This window comes from Lacibacter sp. MH-610 (assembly GCF_045780045.1).
In the GTDB taxonomy this organism is placed as follows: Bacteria; Bacteroidota; Bacteroidia; order Chitinophagales; family Chitinophagaceae; genus Lacibacter.
The window spans coordinates 1,452,303-1,475,671 of the sequence record NZ_CP116002.1 but is presented as its reverse complement, the minus strand read 5'-3'; the positions used below and the strand labels follow the sequence as shown (position 1 = coordinate 1,475,671).

General features: G+C 40.7%; 34 protein-coding genes. 8 read left to right on the top strand and 26 right to left on the bottom strand.

Going from position 1 to position 23,369, the window contains the following annotated elements:
* Nucleotide 1: 1 nt before the first annotated feature.
* The 13 genes from rplX to rpsJ form a co-directional block, all read right to left on the bottom strand.
* Nucleotides 2-334 carry a 50S ribosomal protein L24 gene (gene rplX, locus PDL71_RS06780; protein ID WP_407527142.1) on the bottom strand — a complete coding sequence of 111 codons (333 nt, stop codon included), beginning with the start codon at nt 332-334 and terminating at the stop codon, nt 2-4.
* A gap of 99 nt (nt 335-433) precedes the next feature.
* Nucleotides 434-802 carry a 50S ribosomal protein L14 gene (rplN, locus tag PDL71_RS06775; protein WP_129132878.1) on the bottom strand — a complete coding sequence of 123 codons (369 nt, stop codon included), beginning with the start codon at nt 800-802 and terminating at the stop codon, nt 434-436.
* A gap of 90 nt (nt 803-892) precedes the next feature.
* A complete protein-coding gene (gene rpsQ / locus PDL71_RS06770) occupies nt 893-1,150 on the bottom strand; it encodes a 30S ribosomal protein S17 (protein ID WP_407527138.1) in 258 nt (85 codons plus the stop codon).
* A gap of 41 nt (nt 1,151-1,191) precedes the next feature.
* Nucleotides 1,192-1,401 carry a 50S ribosomal protein L29 gene (gene rpmC / locus PDL71_RS06765; protein ID WP_407527136.1) on the bottom strand — a complete coding sequence of 70 codons (210 nt, stop codon included), beginning with the start codon at nt 1,399-1,401 and terminating at the stop codon, nt 1,192-1,194.
* Nucleotides 1,402-1,431: 30 nt separating this feature from the next.
* A complete protein-coding gene (gene rplP, locus PDL71_RS06760) occupies nt 1,432-1,851 on the bottom strand; it encodes a 50S ribosomal protein L16 (RefSeq protein ID WP_407527133.1) in 420 nt (139 codons plus the stop codon).
* A gap of 77 nt (nt 1,852-1,928) precedes the next feature.
* The gene (rpsC, locus tag PDL71_RS06755; protein WP_407527130.1) at nt 1,929-2,714 is read right to left on the bottom strand and encodes a 30S ribosomal protein S3; all 786 of its coding nucleotides are present in this window, start codon (nt 2,712-2,714) and stop codon (nt 1,929-1,931) included.
* A 25-nt stretch (nt 2,715-2,739) separates the two neighbouring features.
* Nucleotides 2,740-3,078 (bottom strand): 50S ribosomal protein L22, encoded by a 339-nt coding sequence (gene rplV / locus PDL71_RS06750; protein WP_407527127.1) that lies wholly within the window; start codon nt 3,076-3,078, stop codon nt 2,740-2,742.
* Nucleotides 3,079-3,159: 81 nt separating this feature from the next.
* Complete coding sequence (rpsS, locus tag PDL71_RS06745) at nt 3,160-3,432, bottom strand: 30S ribosomal protein S19 (RefSeq protein WP_407527124.1); 273 nt, start codon at nt 3,430-3,432, stop codon at nt 3,160-3,162.
* A 70-nt stretch (nt 3,433-3,502) separates the two neighbouring features.
* Complete coding sequence (gene rplB / locus PDL71_RS06740; RefSeq protein ID WP_407527121.1) at nt 3,503-4,342, bottom strand: 50S ribosomal protein L2; 840 nt, start codon at nt 4,340-4,342, stop codon at nt 3,503-3,505.
* 58 nt (nt 4,343-4,400) lie between these two features.
* Entirely contained in the window at nt 4,401-4,700 is a 300-nt protein-coding gene (gene rplW / locus PDL71_RS06735) for a 50S ribosomal protein L23 (protein WP_407527118.1), read from the bottom strand.
* A 27-nt stretch (nt 4,701-4,727) separates the two neighbouring features.
* The gene (gene rplD / locus PDL71_RS06730; RefSeq protein WP_407527115.1) at nt 4,728-5,360 is read right to left on the bottom strand and encodes a 50S ribosomal protein L4; all 633 of its coding nucleotides are present in this window, start codon (nt 5,358-5,360) and stop codon (nt 4,728-4,730) included.
* Nucleotides 5,361-5,381: 21 nt separating this feature from the next.
* Nucleotides 5,382-5,999, bottom strand: coding sequence for a 50S ribosomal protein L3 (rplC, locus tag PDL71_RS06725; RefSeq protein WP_407527112.1), 618 nt, complete (start codon nt 5,997-5,999; stop codon nt 5,382-5,384).
* 284 nt (nt 6,000-6,283) lie between these two features.
* Nucleotides 6,284-6,589, bottom strand: coding sequence for a 30S ribosomal protein S10 (gene rpsJ, locus PDL71_RS06720; protein ID WP_129132889.1), 306 nt, complete (start codon nt 6,587-6,589; stop codon nt 6,284-6,286).
* A gap of 257 nt (nt 6,590-6,846) precedes the next feature.
* Between rpsJ and PDL71_RS06715 the strand changes: the two genes are divergently transcribed.
* Nucleotides 6,847-7,662: a glutaminyl-peptide cyclotransferase gene (locus PDL71_RS06715; RefSeq protein WP_407527109.1), complete on the top strand. Its 816-nt coding sequence runs from the start codon at nt 6,847-6,849 to the stop codon at nt 7,660-7,662.
* A gap of 7 nt (nt 7,663-7,669) precedes the next feature.
* Here PDL71_RS06715 and PDL71_RS06710 read toward each other — a convergent pair whose 3' ends face one another.
* Genes PDL71_RS06710 through PDL71_RS06700 form a run of 3 tightly spaced genes read right to left on the bottom strand, consistent with a single transcriptional unit; the run spans nt 7,670 to nt 8,726 of the window.
* Nucleotides 7,670-7,882, bottom strand: coding sequence for a hypothetical protein (locus PDL71_RS06710; protein ID WP_407527107.1), 213 nt, complete (start codon nt 7,880-7,882; stop codon nt 7,670-7,672).
* A 34-nt stretch (nt 7,883-7,916) separates the two neighbouring features.
* Nucleotides 7,917-8,207: a hypothetical protein gene (locus tag PDL71_RS06705; RefSeq protein WP_407527104.1), complete on the bottom strand. Its 291-nt coding sequence runs from the start codon at nt 8,205-8,207 to the stop codon at nt 7,917-7,919.
* 18 nt (nt 8,208-8,225) lie between these two features.
* A complete protein-coding gene (locus tag PDL71_RS06700; protein WP_407527101.1) occupies nt 8,226-8,726 on the bottom strand; it encodes a phosphoribosyltransferase family protein in 501 nt (166 codons plus the stop codon).
* Nucleotides 8,727-8,880: 154 nt separating this feature from the next.
* On the opposite strand from PDL71_RS06700, the gene PDL71_RS06695 reads away from it, so the two are divergent.
* Nucleotides 8,881-10,200, top strand: a complete 1,320-nt coding sequence (locus PDL71_RS06695; protein ID WP_407527098.1) for a 4Fe-4S dicluster domain-containing protein — start codon at nt 8,881-8,883, stop codon at nt 10,198-10,200.
* On the opposite strand, the gene PDL71_RS06690 is transcribed toward PDL71_RS06695, so the two are convergent.
* The 10 genes from PDL71_RS06690 to PDL71_RS06645 all read right to left on the bottom strand — a co-directional run bounded on the left by PDL71_RS06690 (nt 10,197) and on the right by PDL71_RS06645 (nt 17,143).
* Nucleotides 10,197-10,889 carry a LysE family translocator gene (locus tag PDL71_RS06690; protein ID WP_407527095.1) on the bottom strand — a complete coding sequence of 231 codons (693 nt, stop codon included), beginning with the start codon at nt 10,887-10,889 and terminating at the stop codon, nt 10,197-10,199. The two genes, PDL71_RS06695 and PDL71_RS06690, sit on opposite strands and share 4 nt — an antisense overlap.
* Nucleotides 10,890-10,961: 72 nt before the next feature.
* Nucleotides 10,962-12,032, bottom strand: coding sequence for a hypothetical protein (locus PDL71_RS06685; protein ID WP_407527092.1), 1,071 nt, complete (start codon nt 12,030-12,032; stop codon nt 10,962-10,964).
* Nucleotides 12,019-12,759, bottom strand: coding sequence for an NRDE family protein (locus tag PDL71_RS06680; RefSeq protein WP_407527089.1), 741 nt, complete (start codon nt 12,757-12,759; stop codon nt 12,019-12,021). The genes PDL71_RS06685 and PDL71_RS06680 overlap by 14 nt, the downstream gene beginning before the upstream one ends.
* A 108-nt stretch (nt 12,760-12,867) precedes the next feature.
* Nucleotides 12,868-13,359: a hypothetical protein gene (locus tag PDL71_RS06675; RefSeq protein ID WP_407527087.1), complete on the bottom strand. Its 492-nt coding sequence runs from the start codon at nt 13,357-13,359 to the stop codon at nt 12,868-12,870.
* A 22-nt stretch (nt 13,360-13,381) separates the two neighbouring features.
* The gene (locus tag PDL71_RS06670; protein ID WP_407527084.1) at nt 13,382-13,915 is read right to left on the bottom strand and encodes a YceI family protein; all 534 of its coding nucleotides are present in this window, start codon (nt 13,913-13,915) and stop codon (nt 13,382-13,384) included.
* Nucleotides 13,916-13,945: 30 nt separating this feature from the next.
* Nucleotides 13,946-14,353, bottom strand: a complete 408-nt coding sequence (locus PDL71_RS06665) for a DoxX family protein (protein WP_407527082.1) — start codon at nt 14,351-14,353, stop codon at nt 13,946-13,948.
* Between the two features lie 24 nt (nt 14,354-14,377).
* Nucleotides 14,378-14,809 carry a YHS domain-containing (seleno)protein gene (locus PDL71_RS06660; protein ID WP_407527079.1) on the bottom strand — a complete coding sequence of 144 codons (432 nt, stop codon included), beginning with the start codon at nt 14,807-14,809 and terminating at the stop codon, nt 14,378-14,380.
* A 9-nt stretch (nt 14,810-14,818) separates the two neighbouring features.
* Nucleotides 14,819-15,277: a YHS domain-containing (seleno)protein gene (locus tag PDL71_RS06655; protein WP_407527076.1), complete on the bottom strand. Its 459-nt coding sequence runs from the start codon at nt 15,275-15,277 to the stop codon at nt 14,819-14,821.
* A gap of 53 nt (nt 15,278-15,330) precedes the next feature.
* Entirely contained in the window at nt 15,331-16,032 is a 702-nt protein-coding gene (locus PDL71_RS06650; protein ID WP_407527074.1) for a Crp/Fnr family transcriptional regulator, read from the bottom strand.
* A gap of 70 nt (nt 16,033-16,102) precedes the next feature.
* Nucleotides 16,103-17,143: a hypothetical protein gene (locus PDL71_RS06645; protein WP_407527072.1), complete on the bottom strand. Its 1,041-nt coding sequence runs from the start codon at nt 17,141-17,143 to the stop codon at nt 16,103-16,105.
* Nucleotides 17,144-17,234: 91 nt separating this feature from the next.
* Between PDL71_RS06645 and PDL71_RS06640 the strand changes: the two genes are divergently transcribed.
* The 6 genes from PDL71_RS06640 to argS all read left to right on the top strand — a co-directional run bounded on the left by PDL71_RS06640 (nt 17,235) and on the right by argS (nt 23,342).
* Nucleotides 17,235-18,014 (top strand): (Fe-S)-binding protein, encoded by a 780-nt coding sequence (locus PDL71_RS06640; protein ID WP_407527069.1) that lies wholly within the window; start codon nt 17,235-17,237, stop codon nt 18,012-18,014.
* A 27-nt stretch (nt 18,015-18,041) separates the two neighbouring features.
* Nucleotides 18,042-18,542, top strand: a complete 501-nt coding sequence (locus tag PDL71_RS06635) for a hypothetical protein (RefSeq protein ID WP_407527067.1) — start codon at nt 18,042-18,044, stop codon at nt 18,540-18,542.
* Between the two features lie 132 nt (nt 18,543-18,674).
* Nucleotides 18,675-19,211 carry a hypothetical protein gene (locus PDL71_RS06630; RefSeq protein ID WP_407527064.1) on the top strand — a complete coding sequence of 179 codons (537 nt, stop codon included), beginning with the start codon at nt 18,675-18,677 and terminating at the stop codon, nt 19,209-19,211.
* 625 nt (nt 19,212-19,836) lie between these two features.
* On the top strand, nt 19,837-20,541 hold the full coding sequence (locus tag PDL71_RS06625; RefSeq protein ID WP_407527062.1) for a hypothetical protein: 705 nt from the start codon (nt 19,837-19,839) through the stop codon (nt 20,539-20,541).
* Between the two features lie 169 nt (nt 20,542-20,710).
* Nucleotides 20,711-21,490: a hypothetical protein gene (locus PDL71_RS06620; RefSeq protein WP_407527059.1), complete on the top strand. Its 780-nt coding sequence runs from the start codon at nt 20,711-20,713 to the stop codon at nt 21,488-21,490.
* Nucleotides 21,491-21,566: 76 nt separating this feature from the next.
* Nucleotides 21,567-23,342 (top strand): arginine--tRNA ligase, encoded by a 1,776-nt coding sequence (gene argS / locus PDL71_RS06615; RefSeq protein WP_407527057.1) that lies wholly within the window; start codon nt 21,567-21,569, stop codon nt 23,340-23,342.
* The last annotated feature ends 27 nt before the right edge of the window (nt 23,343-23,369 follow it).

Here is a 23,369-nt window from a genome sequence, read left to right as displayed (position 1 = left end):
ATTACTTAATAGCCTGTCCGCTCTTTTTGGATACACGAACCAGCTTACCGTTTTCACGGGTGCGTTGCACTTTGGTAGCCTGCTTGCCATCCCAGATCATCACATTGCTGATGTGGATAGGCGCTTCCTTTTTTACAATACCACCCTTTGTGTTTTGTGCACTGGGTTTGGTATGCTTGGTTACAACGTTTACACCTTCAACCAGTACACGGCTTTTATCAGGAAATACTTCCAATACCGTACGTGGTTTCTTCACATCCTTATCATCACCGGCAATTACAACTACTGAATCGCCTTTTTTGATGTTGAACTTTGGTTGAAATCTTGTCTTCATTTTTTATTAAGCTTTGAGCTGTCAGCGATGAGCTTCGAGCAATTAGAAACTTTCATTTATGTGGGCTCATAGCTCATAGCTAAAAGCTCACTGCTGTTTTTACAGCACTTCAGGCGCCAATGAAATGATCTTCATATAACCTTTATCACGCAACTCTCTTGCTACAGGGCCGAAGATACGTGTACCACGGGGCTCATCACTTGCGTTAAGAATAACAACAGCGTTGTCATCAAAACGAATGTAAGAACCATCCTTACGGCGCAACTTGTTTTTGGTACGCACAATTACTGCTTTAGCAACGGTACCTTTTTTGATACCACCGCCGGGCAATGCATCCTTAACAGTAACTACAATCTTGTCACCGATTTTTGCATAATCCTGGCCACTGTTGCCCAATACTTTAATGCAGAGTACTTCTTTAGCACCGCTGTTATCGGCTACGTTTAACCTGCTTTCTTGCTGAATCATCTTAAACTATTTTAGATTTCAGATTTTTGATTTCAGATTTGGGAGCAGTGCATTCCAGTCTGCAATCTGCAATCGCCAATCTGCAATTACTTATTTTGCTTTCTCCACCACTTCTACCAGTCTCCAACGCTTGGTTTTGCTCAGAGGACGGCTTTCCATGATCTTCACAGTATCACCTACTCCACACTCATTCTTTTCGTCATGTGCATGGAACTTGGTTGTTTTCTTTACAAACTTTCCGTAGATGGGGTGTTTTACTTTACGCTCAACAGCTACTGTAATGGTCTTATCCATTTTGCTGCTGGTAACAACACCTGTCTTCGTTTTACGTAAATTTCTTTCTGACATTACTTTAGTTTTTTAAGCTTTCGCTGAATCAATCAGCTGTATTAAGCAACTGCCTGTTTTTGTTTCAACACGGTTTTTAAACGGGCAATATCTTTTCTCAAACCACGGATGCTCATGGGATTCTCCAACGGAGAGATAGCATGTGCAAACTCCAGTTTTTTGAGACGGAGCTCATCTTCTTTAATACGTGCTGAAAGATCAGTTGCGTTTAAATCCTGGATGCTCTTTAAAAAATCAGTTTTCTTAGCCATGATAATCAGTTTATCTGTTGTACTATTTTATTACGCTACCAAATCCCTGCGCACAATGAACTTTGTTTTGATAGGAAGCTTCTGAGCAGCCAGTGCCATTGCTTCTTTTGCTACTGTTTCAGGTACGCCATCAGCTTCGAACAAAATACGTCCGGGTTCTACAATAGCAGCCCATCCTTCAGGGTTACCTTTACCTTTACCCATACGTACCTCCGCAGGCTTACGTGTAATTACTTTATCAGGAAACACTCTGATCCATACATTCCCTTCACGTTTCATAGCACGTGTCATGGCCTGACGGGCACTTTCAATCTGGCGGTTGGTTAACCAAACCGGTTCCAAAGCTTTTAAAGCATAAGAGCCAAATGAAATGCTGGTGCCACGCTTGGCTACTTCACGAATGCGGCCTTTCTGCGATTTTCTGTGTTTCGTTCTTTTCGGCTGTAACATTGTTGTTTATATTTCTTGTTACTGTTTGTTGTTTTCTTTTCTTACGTCGTACCTCTTACCTCGTACTCCGTATTTACTTATTGTCCTTTTCTTTCGCCACGGCGCTGGCCACCACCACCGCCTCTGCGGTCGTCTCTTCTATCACCACCACGTCTGTCATCTCTGCGCTCTTCTCTTCTTTCGTTACCACCTTCTTTACCACCACCAATGAAGTTGGGGTTCAGGTCACGCTTGCTCAATACTTCACCTTTACAGATCCATACTTTGATACCGATTTTACCGTAAACGGTTAATGCAAACACGTTCGCATAATCAATATCCATACGGAAAGTGTGCAATGGTGTACGACCTTGTTTGATTTCCTCAGTACGGGCAATTTCAGCACCACCTAAACGGCCGCTTACTTTTACCTTGATACCTTCAGCACCCATGCGGAGTGCAGAAGCGATCGCCATTTTCACAGCACGCTTATAGTTGATACGGTTTTCGATCTGACGGGCAATTGTATCCGCTACAATGTTGGCATCTACTTCAGGGCGACGGATCTCCAGGATGTTGATCTGAACATCTTCGTTGCTCGTAAGTTTTTTCAACTCTTCTTTGATACGATCTACTTCACCGCCACCTTTACCAATGATGATACCAGGCTTGGAAGTATGAATGGTAACAATCAGCTTATTGAGTGTACGCTCAATAACGATTTTAGAAATACCACCTTTATTGATACGGGCATTGAGATAGGTTCTGATTTTGTTATCCTCAATCAGCTTGCCGGCAAAATCTTTTTTGTTGCCGTACCAGTTACTGTCCCAGCCACGGATGATACCTAACCTGTTACCAATTGGATTTGCTTTCTGACCCATAGAATGGTTTAAATAGTATGATCAATTAATTTTTCTTATCTACAATGATTGTTACATGGTTGCTGCGCTTGCGAACACGGTAAGCACGGCCCTGGGGTGCAGGACGAAGACGCTTAATGGTTCTGGCACCATCCACGAAAATTGTTTTTACAATCAAGTCGTTTTCTTCAACACCAGAATTCTTTTGTTTCCAGTTGCTGATGGCGCTTAATAATAATTTACCCAAAGGTGTAGATGAATGCTGGGGATGAAACTCCAGTAAAGCCAATGCTTTTTCAACATCCATACCACGGATCTCATCAGCCAGCAAACGCATTCTGCGTGGCGATGTGGGATAATTTCTGAGTTTTGCTACTGCTTCCATTTTTATTCATTTGTAATTTGAAGATTTGAAAATCTGATGATGGAATCTTCCAATTTTCAAATTGCCAATCTTCAAATGCTATTATGCAATCTTCTTGCTTGAGTGTCCTTTAAAGTTTCTTGTAGGGGCAAATTCACCGAGCTTGTGACCCACCATGAATTCTGTTACATACACAGGGATGAACTTGTTTCCGTTGTGCACTGCAAATGTGTGACCTACAAAGTCAGGAGTAATTGTAGAGCGGCGGCTCCATGTTTTAATTACACCTTTCTTGCTTTTACCTTCATTCATAGCCAACACCTTGTTTTCAAGATGAGCAGCTACATAAGGACCTTTTTTAATCGAACGAGCCATGTTTTATTTTTTTTCGTTTTTCCTTTGAATCCTGAGAGGAGTCGAAGGATCGATTTTAGATTTCAGATTTTTACTTCGCCAGTTTGCTGCCATCAGCACGCTGAATAATGAGTTTATTTGAACCCTTATGCTTAGAGCGTGTTTTTTCACCTTTTGCATATTTACCGGTTCTGCTGCGTGGGTGACCACCACTGCTGCGGCCTTCACCACCACCCATTGGGTGATCAACAGGGTTCATGGCTACACCACGGTTGCGGGGACGAATACCTTTCCAACGGTTTACACCGGCTTTACCTGCTGTTTCAAGGTTATGATCACTGTTACTTACCACACCTACTGTAGCAAAACAGTTGATCAATACTTTACGCAACTCACCACTGGGCATTTTTAATACCGCATATTTCTCTTCCTTGTTGGTAAGCTGAGCGCTTGTACCGGCACTGCGTACCAGTTTACCACCCTGGCCGGGCTGCATTTCAATATTATGAATCATAGTACCTAAAGGCATATTCTTCATCTGTAATGCATTACCCAGTTCAGGAGCTACCGCATCACCACTTACAATAGTGGCACCTACCTGTAATCCCTGGGGAGCAAGGATGTAACGCTTTTCACCATCAGCATAATTCAACAATGCGATGAATGCTGTACGGTTGGGATCATATTCAATAGAAGCAACCTTTGCGGGAACTTCTTTCTTGTTACGTTTGAAGTCAATCTTACGGTATAACTTTTTGTTGCCACCGCCGATGTAACGCATTGCACGACGACCTTGTGCGTTACGGCCACCTGTTGCCTTAACTGTTTCCAGCAAGCTCTTCTCAGGAGCATCTGTTGTAATCTCGGCATACGCATTACCAATTCTCCATCTGGTACCTGCTGTAACCGGTTTGTATTTCTTTAATGCCATTTTAAAATCGTTTTATCGTTTGCAATATTTGCGGTCTTGCGGACCATTCATTGTTTTCTTATACTGTTCCGTACAGATCAATTGTTTCGCCGGAAGCAACAGTTACATAAGCCTTTTTGTAAGCGGGCTTACTTCCTTGTACATAACCGGCTTTGGTCATGCGGTTCTTTGCTTTACGGGGCACCACAATTGTGTGAACATCTTCCACTTTTACATTGTAGAAATCTTCTACTGCTTTTTTGATCTCCAGTTTATTTGCCTGGCGACCAACACGAAAAGCGTATGTGTTCTTTTTTTCTGTTAAACGATTGCTTTTTTCAGAAACAATCGGCTTGATCAATATTTCACTCTGTCTCATCAGGACGTTGTTTTAATTAGTCTTTAATTAAGCTGCTACTTCTTCTTCGTTAAAAAGTTTGGCAACATTCTCTGTTAATACCAGTACATCGCTGTTTACAATGTCGTAGGTATTGATATCAGCCAGCTGTGCACCCAATACAGAAGGTACGTTACGCAGACTGAGGTAGAGGTTATCATTATACTCGGGCAATACAAACAATGTTTTCTTACCATTGATGTTGAGGTTGCTGAGTACAGTAACCAGTTCTTTGGTTTTGGGAGACTCCATATTAAAATCTTCCACTACCAGGATAGCGTTTTCTTTTGCTTTGTAAGCAAGAGCACTCATCTTAGCAAGATCTTTCACCTTACGGTTCAACTTGATATCGTAACCATGAGGTTTAGGACCGAAGATGGTACCACCACCCTTGTATAAAGGGTTACGGATATTACCCTTACGGGATCCACCTGTACCTTTTTGCCGGTGCAGCTTGCGGCTGGCACCTTTCACTTCAGCACGGGTTTTAACTTTATGTGTACCCTGGCGTTGTGCACCGAGGTATTGTTTTACGGCGAGGTAAATAACATGGTCATTCGGCTCAATTCCGAAAATCTCTTCGGGTAATTCCACCTTGCGGCCAGTTGCTTTTCCTGATTTATTTAATACTTCTACTTGCATGACTTCTGAATTAATTGGTGATTACTTCTGGATATAAACGATTGAACCGTTATGACCCGGTACGGAACCGCTCACAAGGATGTAATTCTTTTCGGGGAAAATTTTCAATACTTTCAAACCCTTTACTTTCACTCTGTCAGCACCCATACGGCCGGCCATACGCATACCTTTCATTACACGTGAAGCATCAGATGAGTTACCGAGTGAACCGGGGGCACGCTGACGGTCATGCTGACCGTGTGTAGCATCACCCACACCGCTAAAGCCATGGCGTTTTACAACACCCTGGAAACCTTTACCTTTTGTAGTACCTACCACATCAACTTTCTCGCCTTCAGCGAAAATGTCGGCAGTAACGGTTTCACCAATATTTTTTTCAATGAAATAATTGCGGAATTCTCTAACTACTTTCTTGGGAGAAGTGCTTGCTTTGGCGAAGTGATTTTTTTCAGCTGCAGTTGTGTTTTTCTCTTTCTTTTCGCCAAAAGCCAATTGTAATGCGCTGTAACCATCAGCGTCTTGTGTTTTAACCTGCGTAACTACACAGGGACCAGCTTCAATAATGGTGCAGCTTTGCTGCTTGCCATCGGGACTGAAGATACTGGTCATTCCGATTTTCTTACCGATAATACCTTTCATTTGTTTACAGTTTATGCCCTGTAAGGTTGTAGAGACAGAACCCGATGAAAGTCGGAATCTTCAATCCCCGTTTACCACCAACCTTTTCCTTTGTTTCGCACTGTGCGAATCGGAAGTACTGATGGTAAACTAACCACGAAGGGCTAGTTTATATGTTACCTCAACTTACGCTGAGAAAATTTTTAATATCAGAGCTCTTTTTTCTTCCTGAATGCAGGAAAATTGAGAGGTGACAGTTATTTATAAGAACTTAAGACGAATATCCCGCCTTGCGGGACGGCACGTCATGCTTTAATTTCTACATCCACACCACTTGGTAAGTCTAACTTACTCAAAGCGTCTACGGTGCGGCTGCTGCTTGTATAGATATCCAGTAAGCGCTTGTGTGTGCAAAGCTGGAACTGCTCACGGCTCTTCTTATTTACGTGGGGTGAACGTAACACGGTGAAAATTCTCTTGCGTGTAGGCAAAGGAATAGGACCTGTTACAACTGCACCTGTACTGCGTACGGTTTTCACGATTTTTTCAGCCGATTTATCAACCAGGTTATGGTCGTAAGACTGTAATTTGATTCTGATACGTTGAGCCATAAGATCTATCCCAAAGATTTATTTGGGAGCGCAAAGGTATGGGATAGAGATATTCGGGCAAAACCTTTGAGGAAGTTTTTTAGAAAAATCCCCCACTTTTTTCAAAAAAGACCGTTTGCCCGGCCTTTGAGGGAGCAAATTTCCGGAAAAGAAGCACTCATGACACAACGGAAACCATGACTAAAAGAAAATCTTCACAAGCAATTGGTAAACAACGGCACTGCTTTTCCCTACTTTTGAGGCTAAAGTAGAACTGAATGAAGAATTGGACCCTTGCTGCCGCCACTGTACTGCTGGCCGGCCTCAGCTCCTGTAATAATAATACCCCTGACAAACCTGCTGATCCCGTGGCAACCCTGCCCGCCCCGCAGCAGATGACTTATACCTTATTAAATGTGTATCCGCACGACACCAGCTCTTATACCCAGGGGCTCCAATACCTGAACGGATTTCTATACGAAGGAACCGGAAACCCGGGCTTTGGCGAAAATATCTCCAAGCTGCGGAAGGTGGAGGTTACGACCGGCAAATCTTTGCAGCAAATTGTATTAAAAGGCAAATTATTTGGTGAAGGAATTACTGTGATGAACAATAAAGTGTTCCAGATCACCTGGCAGGATAAAAAGGCTTTTGTGTATAACCTCGCTGATTTTAAACTCACAAAGGAGTTTACCTATAATACCGATGGTTGGGGTTTAACCAATGATGGTAAGTATTTAATTATGAGCGACGGCTCTGATAAAATTTACTTCCGTGACCCGGAAACATTTCAGGAAATAACTCACATCAGTGTGCAGGATAACACAGGTCTTCGCAATAACATCAATGAACTGGAGTACATCAATGGATTTATTTATGCCAATGTGTACCAAACCGACGAAGTATTGAAGATTGACCCCGGTAACGGCCATGTGGTGGGTAAAATAGATTTCAGCGGATTGAAGAATGATTATCCTGAACTTACCCAACCACCCTCCGACTACTTTAATGGCATTGCATGGGACAGCACCGGCAACAGAATCTTTGTTACCGGGAAGAACTGGAGCAAGCTGTTTGAGGTGCGGTTGAATTGATTATAATTTACCTGGTTATCTTTTGATAACTACAACCAGTAATTAAATTTGCTTCAAATTCCTCCCTAACTTTTTCAGATATGCAGAAAACAGAAGGGTCATATTCTAAATAAACAAAAACATCTCTTTCGGATAAACTTTCAGTCTTAATTACAGGATTCATCAAGCTACTACCAGTTTGTGTTTTATCAAGCACATCATCTTTCTTTGTAAAATGCATTAAATAATAATTGCTCCTTTCATTTTCTGTTTTTTTAACTTTTAAGGCAAAAAAAAATAAAGTAATTAGATGATGAGTATTTTTTTAAAACCTGAAACATTTTTTCTGAAATTAATCGCCATGGATAATAGGTCATTTGAAAATCTGCTAAATTCTTTTTTGCAGGACCTTTCAAATAAAATTCAACTCCATCAAACAATCCATCTGGAAAAGCTAATCCATCTTCAAGTAAATATTCATTGAGAGATTTATTGATATCTACAATTCCGAATTCCCCTTTTTTTTTGGAGTAATCACTACAATATAATACTCGATAAAAATTCATTCCATTGCAATAAATTCATCAATACATATACGCCCCGCTGATCTCTCCTTTTTCAAATTCCACATAAATGTGCTCTTCCACGGTGGTGGCTACACTCATACCTACATAGTCGATATTTACAGGAAAGGTTTTGTGCGTACGCTCAACGAGTGCCAGTGTTTGTATTTTACGGGGATGGTATTGCAGGAAGGGACGGAGTGCATATAGCATGGTCTGACCACTGTTGCTCACATCATCCACCAAAAGAATGGTTTGACCGGTAAAATCAGTATTCAGGCTCAATACCACATCTGCCGGGTTCTTCTTATCCAGCGATACTTCAATTAAAGTGATATAAAGATTGCTGATTTCCTTCAGCTCTTTCATGAGCAGGTGAGCCACGGCCATTCCGCTTTGTGTAATGGCTGCCAGGTACACCAATTGGGTGTCGTAATTCCTTTCTGCAATTTCATAAGCCAGCCGCTTGATTTTGCGTGCTGCTGTTTCTTTATCGAGAATGTATTTCTTTTCAACGTTCATGATTTAAAGATAGGAAAAAGGTGTAAGGTTAAAGGTGTAGGGCTAAAGGAAACCATAGTACAATTTCGAGATAAGGTTCATGCCTTTTACCTTACGCCTTTCCCCTTCTACCCTAAATCTTTCCTCCTTATCTTAGCAATACAAATACGATTGTATGCAGATAGCTCAGCAAATTATTTTCGCCGCCTGTTTGGGATTTGCCGTATGGTTTTTCAGCAAAAAAGCAAAAGAAATACGTCGCAATATTTTATTAGGAATGGATGAAGACCTGACGGATAACAAACCTCAACGCTGGAAAAATATGCTGCTGCTGGCCTTTGGTCAAAAGAAGATGTTTAAAAATCCGTTCGTTGCGGTGCTGCATCTGTTCATCTATCTTGGTTTTATCATCATTAACATTGAAGTGCTGGAAATTGTGCTGGATGGATTACTGGGTACACACCGTTTGTTTCTTTCGCCACTTGGCGGATTTTACACTTTCCTCATCAACTGTTTTGAAGTATTGGCTTTAACGGTGCTGATTGGTTGTGTGATTTTTCTTGCCCGGAGAAATGCATTGAAGATAAAACGTTTTCTCAGCAAAGATTTAAACGGATGGCCCCGTAGTGATGCTAATTATATTCTCATCACAGAAATTGTTTTGATGAGTTTGTTTTTACTCATGAATGCTGCAGACCGTGCATTACAACTCAATGGAAGTGCTCATTATCATGATGCCGGAAATTTCATCATCAGCGGCCTGCTGGCTCCCTCCTTTCAGGGCATGAGTGAAAACAGTTTAATTCTTATGGAACGCAGTGCCTGGTGGCTGCACATCCTTGGCATTCTTGCTTTCTTAAACTACTTACCGTGGAGTAAACACCTGCACATCTTACTCGCCTTCCCTAACGCATGGTACGCCCGCCTCACCAATACCGGTGAAATGAACAATATGACATCGGTACAAAACGAGGTGAAGTATATGATGCAGCCGGAGCTTGCTCCTACTGATGCCACACCTCCTTCCAAATTCGGTGCAAAAGATGTGATGGACCTGAGCTGGAAAAGTTTGTTGGATGCTTACAGTTGCACAGAGTGTGGCAGATGTTCCGCAGCATGCCCTGCAAATTCTACCGGTAAATTGTTAAGCCCCCGTGCTATTATGATGAAGACAAGAGACCGACTGGAAGAAGTAGGAAAGAATATCAACGCCAATGGTTCTTTTATTGATGATGGAAAAAAATTACTCAACGATTATATTACGGTTGAAGAGTTGCGTGCCTGCACTACCTGCAATGCCTGTGTGGAAGAATGCCCGGTAAGCATCAACCCGCTTTCCATTATTTTAGAATTACGACGTTCGTTAATTATGGAAGACAGTAATGCGCCCGGCGAATGGAATGCCATGTTCAGCAATGTGGAGAATAATTTTGCACCGTGGAAGTTCAGTCCGGATGAGAGAGATAAATGGGCGGAAGAAATGCAGAACAATTAATGAATCTTTTCTTCCAACCCTGCTGTTACTTCTTCCGGATGTTCTAATTGATGAATGGCATCTTTCTTTCGCCAGATTCTTATGATCTGAATGATGGCTGTCATTAAAAATACAGAGCCGATGATGTAGTTAATGATAGTAGTACTCGCATTCAAACGCTCTGCCATTAATTTCCCACCGAAAATAAATACACAATTACCTACAAGCGTTCCTATACCAATACCAAGTATGTATGAATTATAATTCCAGAAGCCGGGCTTGAGAATATTTTTTGTAAACAGCACCGTACTCCATCCAAACCAGAACGGAATCTGTACCGGGTTAATGGCACTCATCACAAATCCGAGCAATCCCCGATGCATGGTGTTGGATAAGATTACATTCTTTTCCCCTTCCGGATGAATGGCCGCCCAAAAACTGGAAGCTGCCAATGCCAGTACAATAATCACTGTAATCCATTCCAATGCTTTTAATAATTTTTCCTGCCTGCGTACCCAATCCATCGCTACGAGTGACAATCGCACATAAATAATTTCAGCAGTTAAAGATCCGGCAGAAAACCAGAGTGCAGGTGAGATGCCATCAGTAATACCGATTTGCATGGCTGCCACATTGAGGGTGCCTAATGGAAGAGAGCCCAAAAAACTAATGATAAATCCCCAGAGCAGTATTTTAACAACAGGCGGCATTGAACAAATATAAAGTCTAATCACAACAATAAGGAACCCGATTGTAAGACTTTATGAATGCATAAAAGGTTACTAAATTTTTTCTCCGAAAGCATCCAGTTTTTTAACCAATGCTGTATTTGCTTTGAACATGGCAGCGCCTTCTTTCCAACTCATATAAGCAATCCCTTTTTTATGATTCAGACGGCTGATGCGGAATAAAATCAACCAATGCTTTACAATTTCTTTCCATGCAAAAAAGATGGAGTGTCTGGGATCATACATATGCGTGGGATCACTTCCGGCTCCGTTCAATTCAATAATATGAAAACCGGTTCCGTTCCGCAATTCCTCCCAGTTGCTGTACATTACATCAAGCCTTCCGTAATAAAATCCGTTGATTTGGCGGCACACTTTATCAATGTTATCAATAAAGACCGAATCTGCTTTTTCCGTCCAATCCAAAAATTTGGAGCCACGTGCATGATTACCATAAGGCACTAAAATCATTTCCTCTCCTTTCGGCAGTACATGCAGCAATGTTTCCCCATAAATACGGTTGAGTTGGTTCATCTGTAAAATATACCTCGGCTCTTCACAAATTAACCGGTACAATGAAGAAACACCATCGCCTGTTACTTTCATAGGTTCTTTAGCTACAATTCCTGTAACGGTTCCTTTTGTTTCACCGGGAATGCGATGATAAAAAATACCCACTTCCATGGTGTACGATGAAAATTCCTGCACCATAAAGTCAACCGTGCAAAGCGATGTATACTGTAATAACTCCTGCAGATCTTTTACTTTCTTTACCGCCTTACCCTGCATACCTACAACAGGTTTGGCAATTACAGGAAATGAAAAACCGCTTTGTTCAAATTGTTTTTGCACTTCCGCTTCGGGTGTGCCTACCGGAACAAAGAAATAAGCAGGATAAAATTCCGTTGGTATTAATGGATAGATGTGTTGCTTTTCTTCCATCAAAAAACCACCATTCTTAATAGATGGATTTGCGGCAGAAAAAAAATACCGGAAACCGGCACGCATTATGAAAACAGCAAAAATGATGTAAACAGGACCATACACCGTATTAAAACTCCAGTACTCCCAGTTAAACAAACGAATAAAGAAAGGATGATGGGTAAAGAGTCTATTCCACTTCATTCGTTACAGCGGGCTGTGTTTGATGAGTAAATAATTGCCTGGAACTTTCACCATTGCGTAAATCAAAATATTGAAAAGAAGAATCCAGTTTGTTGCGGTTAAGCATGGAAATACTTACCGTAAACATTTCATCATTGCGGTTCATGAGCACGTCATTGGTTTTATCACCATCGCCTGCAAAGTGATGAAAGTTGAGAATATGATTATCATTCACCGTGCCGTTATTACGGATAAAGGCTTCAAACCATTCTTTTCGCCTCGCTACCACATCCGGCGGATAAAGCGTAGCAGAAGACCAGATGCGGGGCTGCTGCACATCACATTCTGTAAGAACTTTTTCTTCACCATCCCATACCGCTTCAAATAAATATTGCTGCTGACGAATAACTAATGTAAAGGGTTCTATCTTCTGTAGGTTAATCTGCTCAAATGCAGCAATAGGTTGCGGATGATCAAAAATATCCAGGAAAATGAGCCCACGGCTTTTACGATAAGAAGGTGCTGATTGATGATTGTTGAATCCACCATTCAGCAACACCATGGCATTTCCGTTTTCATGCAAAGCCATCCAGGTGCCACCTGCTGTACCATCTTTCGGGTACATCAACTGACCGCTTGCAAAAGAATACCAACGGGGAGCTTCTGCTTTGAGACGTAGTTTCTTTTCATCCCTGTTACTGGTAAGATAAAATCCGTTTGATGAGGGTATGTAAGTAACAGTGCACATGGATACAAAAGTTATTGAATCTTTATCTCATTTTTTAAGCTCGCAGAATCGGAAACGAATCATACCGCCATATGAAACTTCTTCTTCATAGAATTTTTAAGCGGCATATTAATGTTGACGATGTCTTGTGGTGGATGATGCAACGCCAAAGCTATCACTCACTGCTGCTTTGTTCAGTTCTTTCAATCCCACCTTAATTAAAGCCATATGATGAATGGTATGCTCCAGGTTGTAAGCCAGTTCACGGTAGTAATTGGTATTTACATTCAACTCCTCCGCTGTTGCATCACCGTATATTGCTTTCAATTGCATTTCTTTATTGGGTCGCTCCGTTTGCTGTGTAATTTCAACCATTAAACGTTGTGCCAGTGTTTTATTTGTTTCAATGGCAACATCCCGTTTCCGGTGGTCGTAACAAACCAATCCCGCTTCATATCCGTTCAACAGGCATTGATACAATTCAATGATATGACGGGTATGCTGACCAATAGTAGCATTACTTAAAAGAGGAGAAGGAAGTGTATATTCATACTCATCAATACTGTCCAGCGCTACGTTTAATTGTGTGAATGATTCTTTGATGGAACTGAAAAGTGACATAGATAATCTGTTGTAATTAAAATTAAAGTTTTTTGGTTAATACATTCAGTTTAATATCCACATCATTCGAAATAGTATTTCGGCCACCTACTCCAAAATCTCTCCTTTTTATAGAAAAGGTTCCCGTAAAACGGATGCCCCCGCTCTCCTCAGTGGCTTTAAACGGAAAACTGATGTTTTGCACCACTCCTTTCATACTGAGCTTTCCAAAAAATACGTAGTAACCGGGGGTAACGGATTTTGCAACCCTTTCAGAAGTTATTTTTATTTGAGGATTAGCAGTTACATCAAAGTAATCTTTCCCCCGCAGGTGTTTATCACGGGTGGAATTATCGGTATTAACGGTTGCGGCATCAATGGTAACATCAATATTGCATGCAGACAGATTATCGGCTGTAAAAAGAATTTTTCCTTTTAATCCACGGAAACTGCCGTTTACGTCAAAACCAAGATTTTTGATCCGGAACTGTACAGCATCACCTGCATCTACCGGTGAATACGTCTGAGCAACTGCTGTTTGACAAAGGAAGACTAAAAAGACAATCAGGTATTTCATTCTGATAAATACATTTCGTTAAATAATATGTTATGACGCTTTAGCTGGCAGCATTTTTTTGAAGAAACAGAAAAGTTGTTCTTTATGGTACCAGATAAGAATAAGCGACGCAATAAAAACGATCAGGGCATATATAAACAATTGCCCGCCATCTTCTTTTACAACAATACCCAGTGAAGTAAGATGAAAGAAAATAGCACCACTCATAACTCCGGCTGCAAGAACAGCGCCCCACACGGTTGTTTTTGGCCAGAGTAGTAAAATGGCTGCTATCAATTCTGCTGTTCCGGTAGCAATACGGCCCCATGGCTCCATACCCACTGTTGTAAAAATATACACAGATTCTTCACTGGCTGAAAACTTAAAGAACAATGATTGTACCATGATGAGCGCCGCAAGAATGCGCAACACCCAAAGAAGTATTTGTTGAGATTTCATATACGTTGGTTTTGGTTATAAAGTTTACTTGTTTTTAAAAGAAGGCCATTTTACATTGGCTGAATCAATATATGCCTGCCGGTTTTTCTCCCACAGTTCTTTTACTTTCATATTGTAGTTGAAGTAAAGCTTATTGTTGATGATGGCATAGGTAGCTGCCTCAGTGGGTGCTTTATAACCACGGGAAGCACCATAAGCACACCAGCCCCCAAACTGTGGTTCATATTGCTGCGGCTTTTGCAGAAAGCTGTTTTTATTAGCCTGGCTGCTGAAATACCACTTTACCCCTTTCCACTCTGTAGTAATTGAATCACTTCCCTTCACTGCCTTGTTCTCATAAAACGCTACCACGTCATAACCATTCAAGGCAATACCGGAGGGAGCAAATACTTCTGTTTTTTGTGCCTGTAATGAAACAGCAGCCAGTACTAATAAAAATGTGACAAAAAATTTCATGTTTGGTGCTTAGAGATGATAAAATTTTTTCCAGTTTACATCGGCCTTCGTTTTCAGATTGGCTTCATCCTTATTCCACTTTGGCAAAGTGTTGTTGAAAAACTTATTGTAAAACAAATAGAGCTTTCCGTTTAGAATCTTGAAGGTTTCAGGATCAAAATCTACCTTCTCGCCTGTTTCACCCATCGCATAAGCACACCATCCGCCGTATTGCGGCTCATATTTAGCCGGGTTCTTTTTAAACTCTTCTTTATTATCATTGGAAGAAAAATAGTATTTCACGCCCAAGTGAATCACTGCAAATTGTGCTTTTCCTTTAACGGCTTTATTTTGTGTGAAATAAGCAACGGGATCATAACCTTTAACGGCTACCCCTTTTTCAAGATTGAATTGCTGTACACGCTGTTGATCCTGTGCAAATGCGAAACCGGAAACGAGCAGTAAAGAGATGACAAATAGTTGTTTCATTTTTTTTGATTGATGAAACAAAGCTACACCTGCTGATACCTGTTGTCTGTCAGCTAAAAGACACCCACCGCCTTTTGGAGATTTTTAACAGAGTGGATTTTTATCAATTGTCTGTTAACCGTTACCAATCCATCGCTTTCCAGTTCATTAAGCATGGTGGTAACTGTTTGCCTGCTGCTGGCGATCAACTGAGCCATATCTTCATGAGTAAGAAAATTGTGAATCGTATAGGTGTCGTTGTTCTCTGTTTCACCTTCTTCCTGTGCGAGCATGATTAAAAAATGCACCAATCTTGTTTTTACATCTTTATTGAGCAGGTTGAGCAGGCGGTTTTGCAAACGGTGTAATTTTTGCCCTACCTGCTTACTGAAATGAAAAGCCAGCTCAGGTTTTTTCTTTAACAGCTTTTCAAAATCATCAATATTAAAAGCACAGAGCGAAACATCTGATTTATAAGCCTGTGCAAACTCGCCATTTAAATTGTTACGTTCCAGCGTAAATTGACCAAACACTTCTCCTTCTCTTATAATTTCTTTAATCACTTCTTTACCGTCATTATCAATATGACCGATCTTGATGGTGCCGCCTTTTAAGAAATAAAGCTTATTGTGATTATGGTTGTCAAAGTAAACATACTCACCTTTAGGTGCTTCAATAAAATGATGCACCAGGTTCAGCTCTTCATACTCCTCATCTGAAATATGGGCCCACAAATTGTAATTACGTATTAAGAAGAATTTTTGGTCGCCGCTCATAGTGAATAATTGTAATTACGTAGTAAGAGGAATTTCTGATCACCGCTCACAGCGTAATATTACACCTAAATTAATCAAATTTTTCGAGCAGTTTGAAATGTTGTTGAGATGTTTTAATAAAATCATATCCTTTTTTAAAACTCCAGTACGGATATCCGTTCCGATGATTGTATTTGCTGATTTCATAAAGAGCTTTCCAGTGCCTTAGAATTTCCCGGTAGGCATCCCATAGCTTCATGTTACAATCGTAAATATGGTTGGGCTCCGCACCGCAGCCATTGTACTCGAGGATCAAAAAATTCTTTCCAGCTTTCAAATCCTCAAGGCTGGTGGTTTTAATATCATACCGTCCGTAATAAAAATGTTTGGAGTATAAGCTTAACTCATCAAATACCCGGCACAGGCGCTCATCTATTTCATGTTTGAGGTTTGTGAAGTGTGCTCCCCTGTTATGATTACCTGCATATGATAAATAAAAAATGTGATCTTTTTCAATAACCCGGTCAAACCGATGACCATGCCGGTGCAGCATTTCATCATACCGGTGTTTGGCCCTGGGATGGTTTTGAATGAGTTGTTCTAATGTTGAAGTTCCATCGCCCACCACATGCAACAACTCTTTTAAAATAAAGCCGCTTACGGTTCCTGTTTGTTGCGCCGGATGCCGGTAGTAAAACACACTTACTTCCACAGGCAGTTCAATCAAATCCTGTACAATGTACTCTACCGGAATACGTTCATGATATTTGCGTAATTGTTCTTCATTATCAATTTTCCGAAACAGAATCCCTTTCATGCCTATATCTGGCTTTACAATAAATGGATAGGCAAATCCGGCATCTGCAATTCGTTCCAGCACTTCATCAAAAGGCAGGTCATGCATAATATAAATGGTACGGGGAATGGTATGCGGCGGTAACTGGTCGTACATTTCCTTTTTACCCTCTCCTTCAAAACCGCCAAATGCAATGGTGGGATTGGAAGGTGTAAAAAACCAAACAGCTCGGCTCCGCAACATATAGCCAATCCAGAAAAAGCTCAATGGAAAATACAGTACGGCAAAAGGCCAGAGTTCCCAATTTGTCAATCGTTCAATAAATTTCTTAAGCATGTGGCTCAAAGATAAACGCTGCCTTAATAAGTGAGTTCAACAAACAGGTTTTTAGTTCATTTGCCATAGTTTTGGAACAAATTCTGAAACTATGCGAATTCCTTCAATGGCAGAAATTATGTCTACTGGCGAAACAATTGACGTACTGTTCTGGGTGGGTTGTGCCGGAAGCTTTGACCAACGGGCGCAAAAGATTACCAAGGCATTTGCCACCATACTGGAAAAAGCAGAAATTAAGTTTGCTATACTTGGAAAAGAAGAAATGTGCACCGGCGACCCGGCCCGACGTGCCGGTAATGAATTTCTGTTTCAGATGATGGCTTACAATAATATCCAGGTGCTAAATAACTATGGCATCAAAAAAATTGTAACCACCTGCCCGCATTGTTTTAACACCTTAAAAAATGAATACCCGGCCTTAGGAGGAAACTATGAAGTAATTCATCATACTACTTTATTACAACAACTCATTGATGAAGGAAAAGTAAAGATGAAAGAAAGTGGAAGTTTTAAAGGCAAAAAAATTACGTACCACGATAGTTGTTACCTCGGCCGCACCAATGATATTTATGAGGCACCCCGTAAAGTACTGGAAGCACTGGATGCTGAACTGGTGGAAATGAAACGCTGCCGCAGTAACGGTTTATGTTGCGGCGCCGGTGGTGCACAAATGTTTAAAGAAGAAGAAAAAGGAAGCACCCGTGTGAATTGGGAGCGAACCAATGAAGCCATCGCTACCGGTGCGGGCATTATTGCAGCGGCCTGCCCTTTTTGCAATACGATGATGACCGACGGCGTAAAAGTGGCTGAAAAAGAGGAAAGCATGCAAGTGCTGGATATTGCTGAAATTGTTGCGGCAAACATCAATTAGAATTTTGCAGAACGCTTCAACCAATCAATGAAAAAGTTATTAACCCGGTTTAACTGGCGCAATTTTATACAACGAACAGTCTTGTTTCTGTTGGTATTTATCATTATCCGGCTGATCATTGACTGGATTGAAGGAGATGTTTCCCTTTTACGTGTTCTCCGCTTAAGTCTTTTACGCTATGTAACTTTTGCACTTGTACTGGGTCTGCTTGATAGCGAAAACTGGCGCTCGTCAACACAAAAAGCAGAAAAAGAAAATCTGCCTCAATTCAGCTCAACTTCTCAGGCATTGTTACATTATGCAGGTGTTGCTTTCTTTATTTCACTGCTATGCGGAATCATCTTCCTGGTATTTTTTGCAATACAATGGTTGGTGAACTATTTATCCGGCAAGTCAACATCCTCTTTATTGCCCAATTGGCCCTTATACATTTTAGTGATTGTTGTGCTGGGTATTTCATTTGCAGGTTTTGAAGCATTTCGTAATTACAGGAACTCCCGTAAAGAAAAAAATAACATACCAAAGTAGCTGTGCCTTCTGTTCAATAGTTCATGGATTAATTTCCGCAACAATTTTCATCCCATTGCATCAAAGCATTCATATTTAGCTTGCAACTACACAGTTAACTATCTTTGCATGGTGCAAATACCTTTTTAGAGCATGAACCTGGAATATAAACATTTATTGCCCGCTGATTTTGCTCCTGAGTCCCGTGTGTGGATTTACCAAAGCAGCCGTCTTTTTACCATGAGTGAAGCCCTGCAGATTGAAGATTTACTTAATCACTTTGTGGCTAATTGGAAGAGTCATGGTACGCCGGTGAAAGGTTTCGGAACGCTTTTCTTCGGTCAATTCATTGTTTTGATGGCCGATGAACGTGCAACCGGGGTAAGCGGCTGCAGTACTGACAGCAGTGTGCGGCTGATCAAGGAAATAGAACAATTATATAAGGTATCCATGTTCGACCGCCAGAACCTGGCTTTCATCATAAAAGATAAAGTTCAGCTCCTGCCCCTGGGCCAATTGCAGTATGCTGTTGAGAACGGCTTTATTAACCCGGATACCATATATTATAATAATACAGTACTTACTAAAAAGGAACTGGAAAATAACTGGATGATCCCCATCAAAGACAGCTGGCTTGCCAAAAAGTTGAGCCCGGTGCTGCTAAAGCTTCCTGAAAACCATTCATCCTAATCACCGCTTTCGGGTATTACAGTTCATCTGCCCAAAAACACCATTCATGAAAGCATTTGCCCCGTTAATAAGCAGTGCTTTTCTGTTAACTTTTCATTGCGTCCTTCCATCCTGTTTTACCTCCTTTCGCCCCAAAAAGCAGTTTAGCTTTGTGTAACAGATGTAACAAAAATCACCTTGCTGCGTCTATTCATATGTAAGTTCTTTGATGATATGACAAATGCTCTGACAGGCTGAAATGTCAAAAACTTTACAATTTTCAAAATTTTTTGAAAATTTGTTTTTTGATAACACTACCTGTTGTATCTTTGCATCGCAAATCAAAAAAGGTGCCCTCAACACCTAATCTAAGACCTGGTTAATGAAACCCCGCCTTAGTCAGTTTACTTCGACTCAATCCCTGTTAAACTGCAAGAACTAGTAAAAGGGCATCCAAAAACAAACGATTCGAAACCAAAACAAAGGCTTGATGCCGGTAAAAATCAAAAATTACCACTCATCAAGTTATAGAGCCAAACAAGGTATTATGTATTGCAAAGTACCTGCTCTTGATAGTATCTTTGTTATGTCAATGAGATTAAAAGCCCCGAAAGGGACGATATAAAAAACTAAAAACATCAAAACGATGAGAACAAATTTGAAAGTGAACTCCGAAATGAACGGAACACTCAAAATGAAAAATAAGAACTTGGTTTCCAGCCTGTTAGCTGGTGTTGCCTTGATGCTTATGGCTACAGTTGGTATGAGTTTTACCACTGAAGATACCAGCCGTGCCGGTGACTCCGCCTTTAAAAACGGTCTGCGCAATAAAGAAGTTCTTACAAACATGAACAGCCGCATTGCTGCACTCAACCCCACTAAAAGTGAACTGGTGAAAAAGGCCGACAAGAATATGGACGCCAATTTCAGAACCGCTGAGCGTATGGCACATAAGATGGCTGTAGCTTTTGGAAAATCAATGAGCATGGAGCTGGAAAATGCTGACAATGCAATGAACGGTGTTTTTTACAGCAATACCTTATTTGCCAACTTCAGCAGCAATTTAGCTACTGAAATGGAATCAGCTGATGCCGGTATGGATGTGGCAATCAATGATGAACTGGAAATGAAGAACCTGGTTGTTGCATTTAAAAAGAACATGACTCCACAGTTGAGCGAAGCTGATGCTGCAATGGATGTAATGTTTTCTGCAAACAGCATCAAAAACATTTCACCAGAAGCTGCACGTGCTGCAGACAAGCAGATGGATGCCACTTTTGTAAATCTGCAGAGCTTAACAAAAGGTGCAGTACAGGCAGATCAACAATTGGATCAAATGATTAACCAATAACTTTTTTCTCATACATATACAGTTGGTTTAGGTTACGGGGCTGATTTTCATCAGCCCTTCATTTTTTTATAGCCTCCGTTGGAAATTTTTAGTTAAAGAACCGCAAAAAGGATGAACGGAATAAGCTAATTACGAATGCGATCGTAATTTCATTGCTCAAATTTTGTTTATGAAAAAAATAATCAACACATTTTTCCTTATCACCTGTTTTGCTACGGCCTTCAGCCAGGAAGTTTTAACGGAAGGCATTATTGAAATGCGAATGCGTATTACTCCACCGGAAAGTGATGCGCCACCCTCACCTGACGGAGGTGGTAATGTGATGCGTTTCGGAGATCTGGATATGAAATCCAGGATGTTTTTCAAAAACGGGAACATGAAGACGGAGAATGATATGGGCATGGGAAAAAACTACAGCTATTATCATGCTGATACAAAAACCACTACCACCCTCATGGAAATGATGGGCAAAAAAATGGGCTTTTACAGTAATGAAGAGGAGATGAAAAAACTGATGGCTGGTGCAGACTCTGGTAAAACCAAAATACAAGCCTACAAACCCGAAACATTTATTGAATACCTGAGCGATTCAAAAGTTATTGCCGGTTTTACCTGTTACAAAGCCGTAATACGTTATAAAAACTCTAAGGGTGAAGAAATACAACAACAACTCTGGTACACACCTGAATTTAAAATGGGAGAAGGCATGCGCATGAGCGGCATGATGCGTTCAGAAGTGCCCGGCATTAACAAACTGAAAGGTTTTCCCATGGAAATGGAAATGGTGCAGCGTAATGGAATGAAGATATTTTACGAGGTAACCAAGATTGATAAAAATGCCAAGATTGATGACAAAGTATTTGAAATACCAAAAGGTTACGATATCAAACCCCAAAGTGAAATGATGCGTGGCGGTAATGGAAATTTTCAATTCAGAGTTGGTGGTTAATTCATTAAATAACTCAGTTTGAAAGTTGCTCCCGAAGCAGCTTTTTTTATTCTATTTTTGCGGCTCAATATAAACTATGGGTATTCAGCAACAGATACAAACGGCAACGATTAACGCATTGGAACAATTGTATGGCAAAACGTTTACTGCTAAAGATTTCCAGATCAATAAAACCAAGCCCGAATTTGAGGGTGATTATACAATTGTACTGTTTAGCTTGCTCAAACCTATTGGCAAAAGCCCTGAACTGCTGGGTAATGAATTAGGCAACTATCTTTTAGAGCAAAACACTCATCTGTTTACATCATTCAACCTTATTAAAGGATTTCTCAATCTTGTGGTGGCCGATGTTTACTGGATAAGCGTACTCACTAAAAACCATAACGACATCTGTTTTGGTAAAGGCGATGTAAAGCACCAAAAAGTAATGGTAGAATATTCCAGCCCCAATACCAATAAGCCCCTGCATCTTGGTCACCTGCGAAATAATTTTCTTGGCTGGAGCATTGCCGAAATTTATAAAGCCAATGGCTATGATATCGCCAAAACCTGCATTGTAAACGACAGAGGCATTCATATCTGCAAGAGCATGATTGCATGGCAGTTGTTTGCTAACGGTGCTACCCCTGGCAGCACTAATACTAAAGGCGATCACTTTGTGGGAGACTACTATGTTAAGTTTAACGATGAATATAAGAAACAGGTTGATGCATTGATAGCAGGCGGTATGGATAAAGCAACTGCTGAAAAAGAAGCCCCCATCATGAAAGCAACGCAGCAGATGTTATTGGACTGGGAAGCAGGCAAACCCGAAGTAATAGAGTTGTGGAAAGAAATGAACAGTTGGGTTTATGCCGGCTTTGATACAACCTATCTGCGCATCGGATCTGATTTTGATAAAATGTATTATGAAAGCAATACCTACCTGCTGGGTAAAAAAACGGTAGAGGAAGGTTTACAGAAAAATGTATTTGTGCAAAAAGAAGATGGTAGTGTATGGATTGACTTAACTGCAGATGGATTGGATAAAAAAATAGTGCAAAGGAAAGATGGCACTTCCGTGTACATCACCCAGGATATCGGGTTGGCGCAGCAGAAATATGAAGAATTTAAAATGGATGAAAGTATTTATGTGATTGGTGATGAACAGAATTATCATATGAAAGTGCTGCAGCTCATTTGTAAAAAACTGGGATTGTCCTATGCAGATGGTATTTATCATTTAAGCTATGGTATGGTGGAATTACCTACCGGCAAAATGAAAAGCAGGGAAGGAACTGTAGTGGATGCAGATGATTTACTGGATGAAATGGAGCAGGTAGCCAAACAGAAAACAGAAGAACTGGGTAAAGTAAAAGATTTTACTGAGGAAGAATTAAAAGAACTCTATCAAACTCTCAGCCTGGGTGCGTTGAAATATTATTTGCTGCGTGTGGATCCTAAAAAGAAAATGATCTTTAACCCGGAAGAGTCTATCGACTTTCATGGACACACCGGACCTTTTATCCAGTACACCCATGCAAGAATCAAATCAATCTTAAGAAAAGAAAAAGCAACAGATACTACAACAGTTTCAGCAAACCTGCTTCCACTGGAAAAAGAGCTACTGATTGAGCTTGAAAATTACCCGGCAGTAATTGAACAGGCCTGTAAAGAACATGACCCGTCACATATTGCCAATTATGTATATCACCTGGCAAAAACATACAATTCATTTTACACAGAACATTCGGTAATGAATGCAGAATCAGCCGACAAAAAACAATTACGTTTATTGCTTTGCAGTTTCACCGCCAATGTTATTGCAGGCGCCATGCAGTTATTAGGTATTAAAGTACCGGAACGGATGTAATTGAAACTATAATCAAAAGTCTTGCTT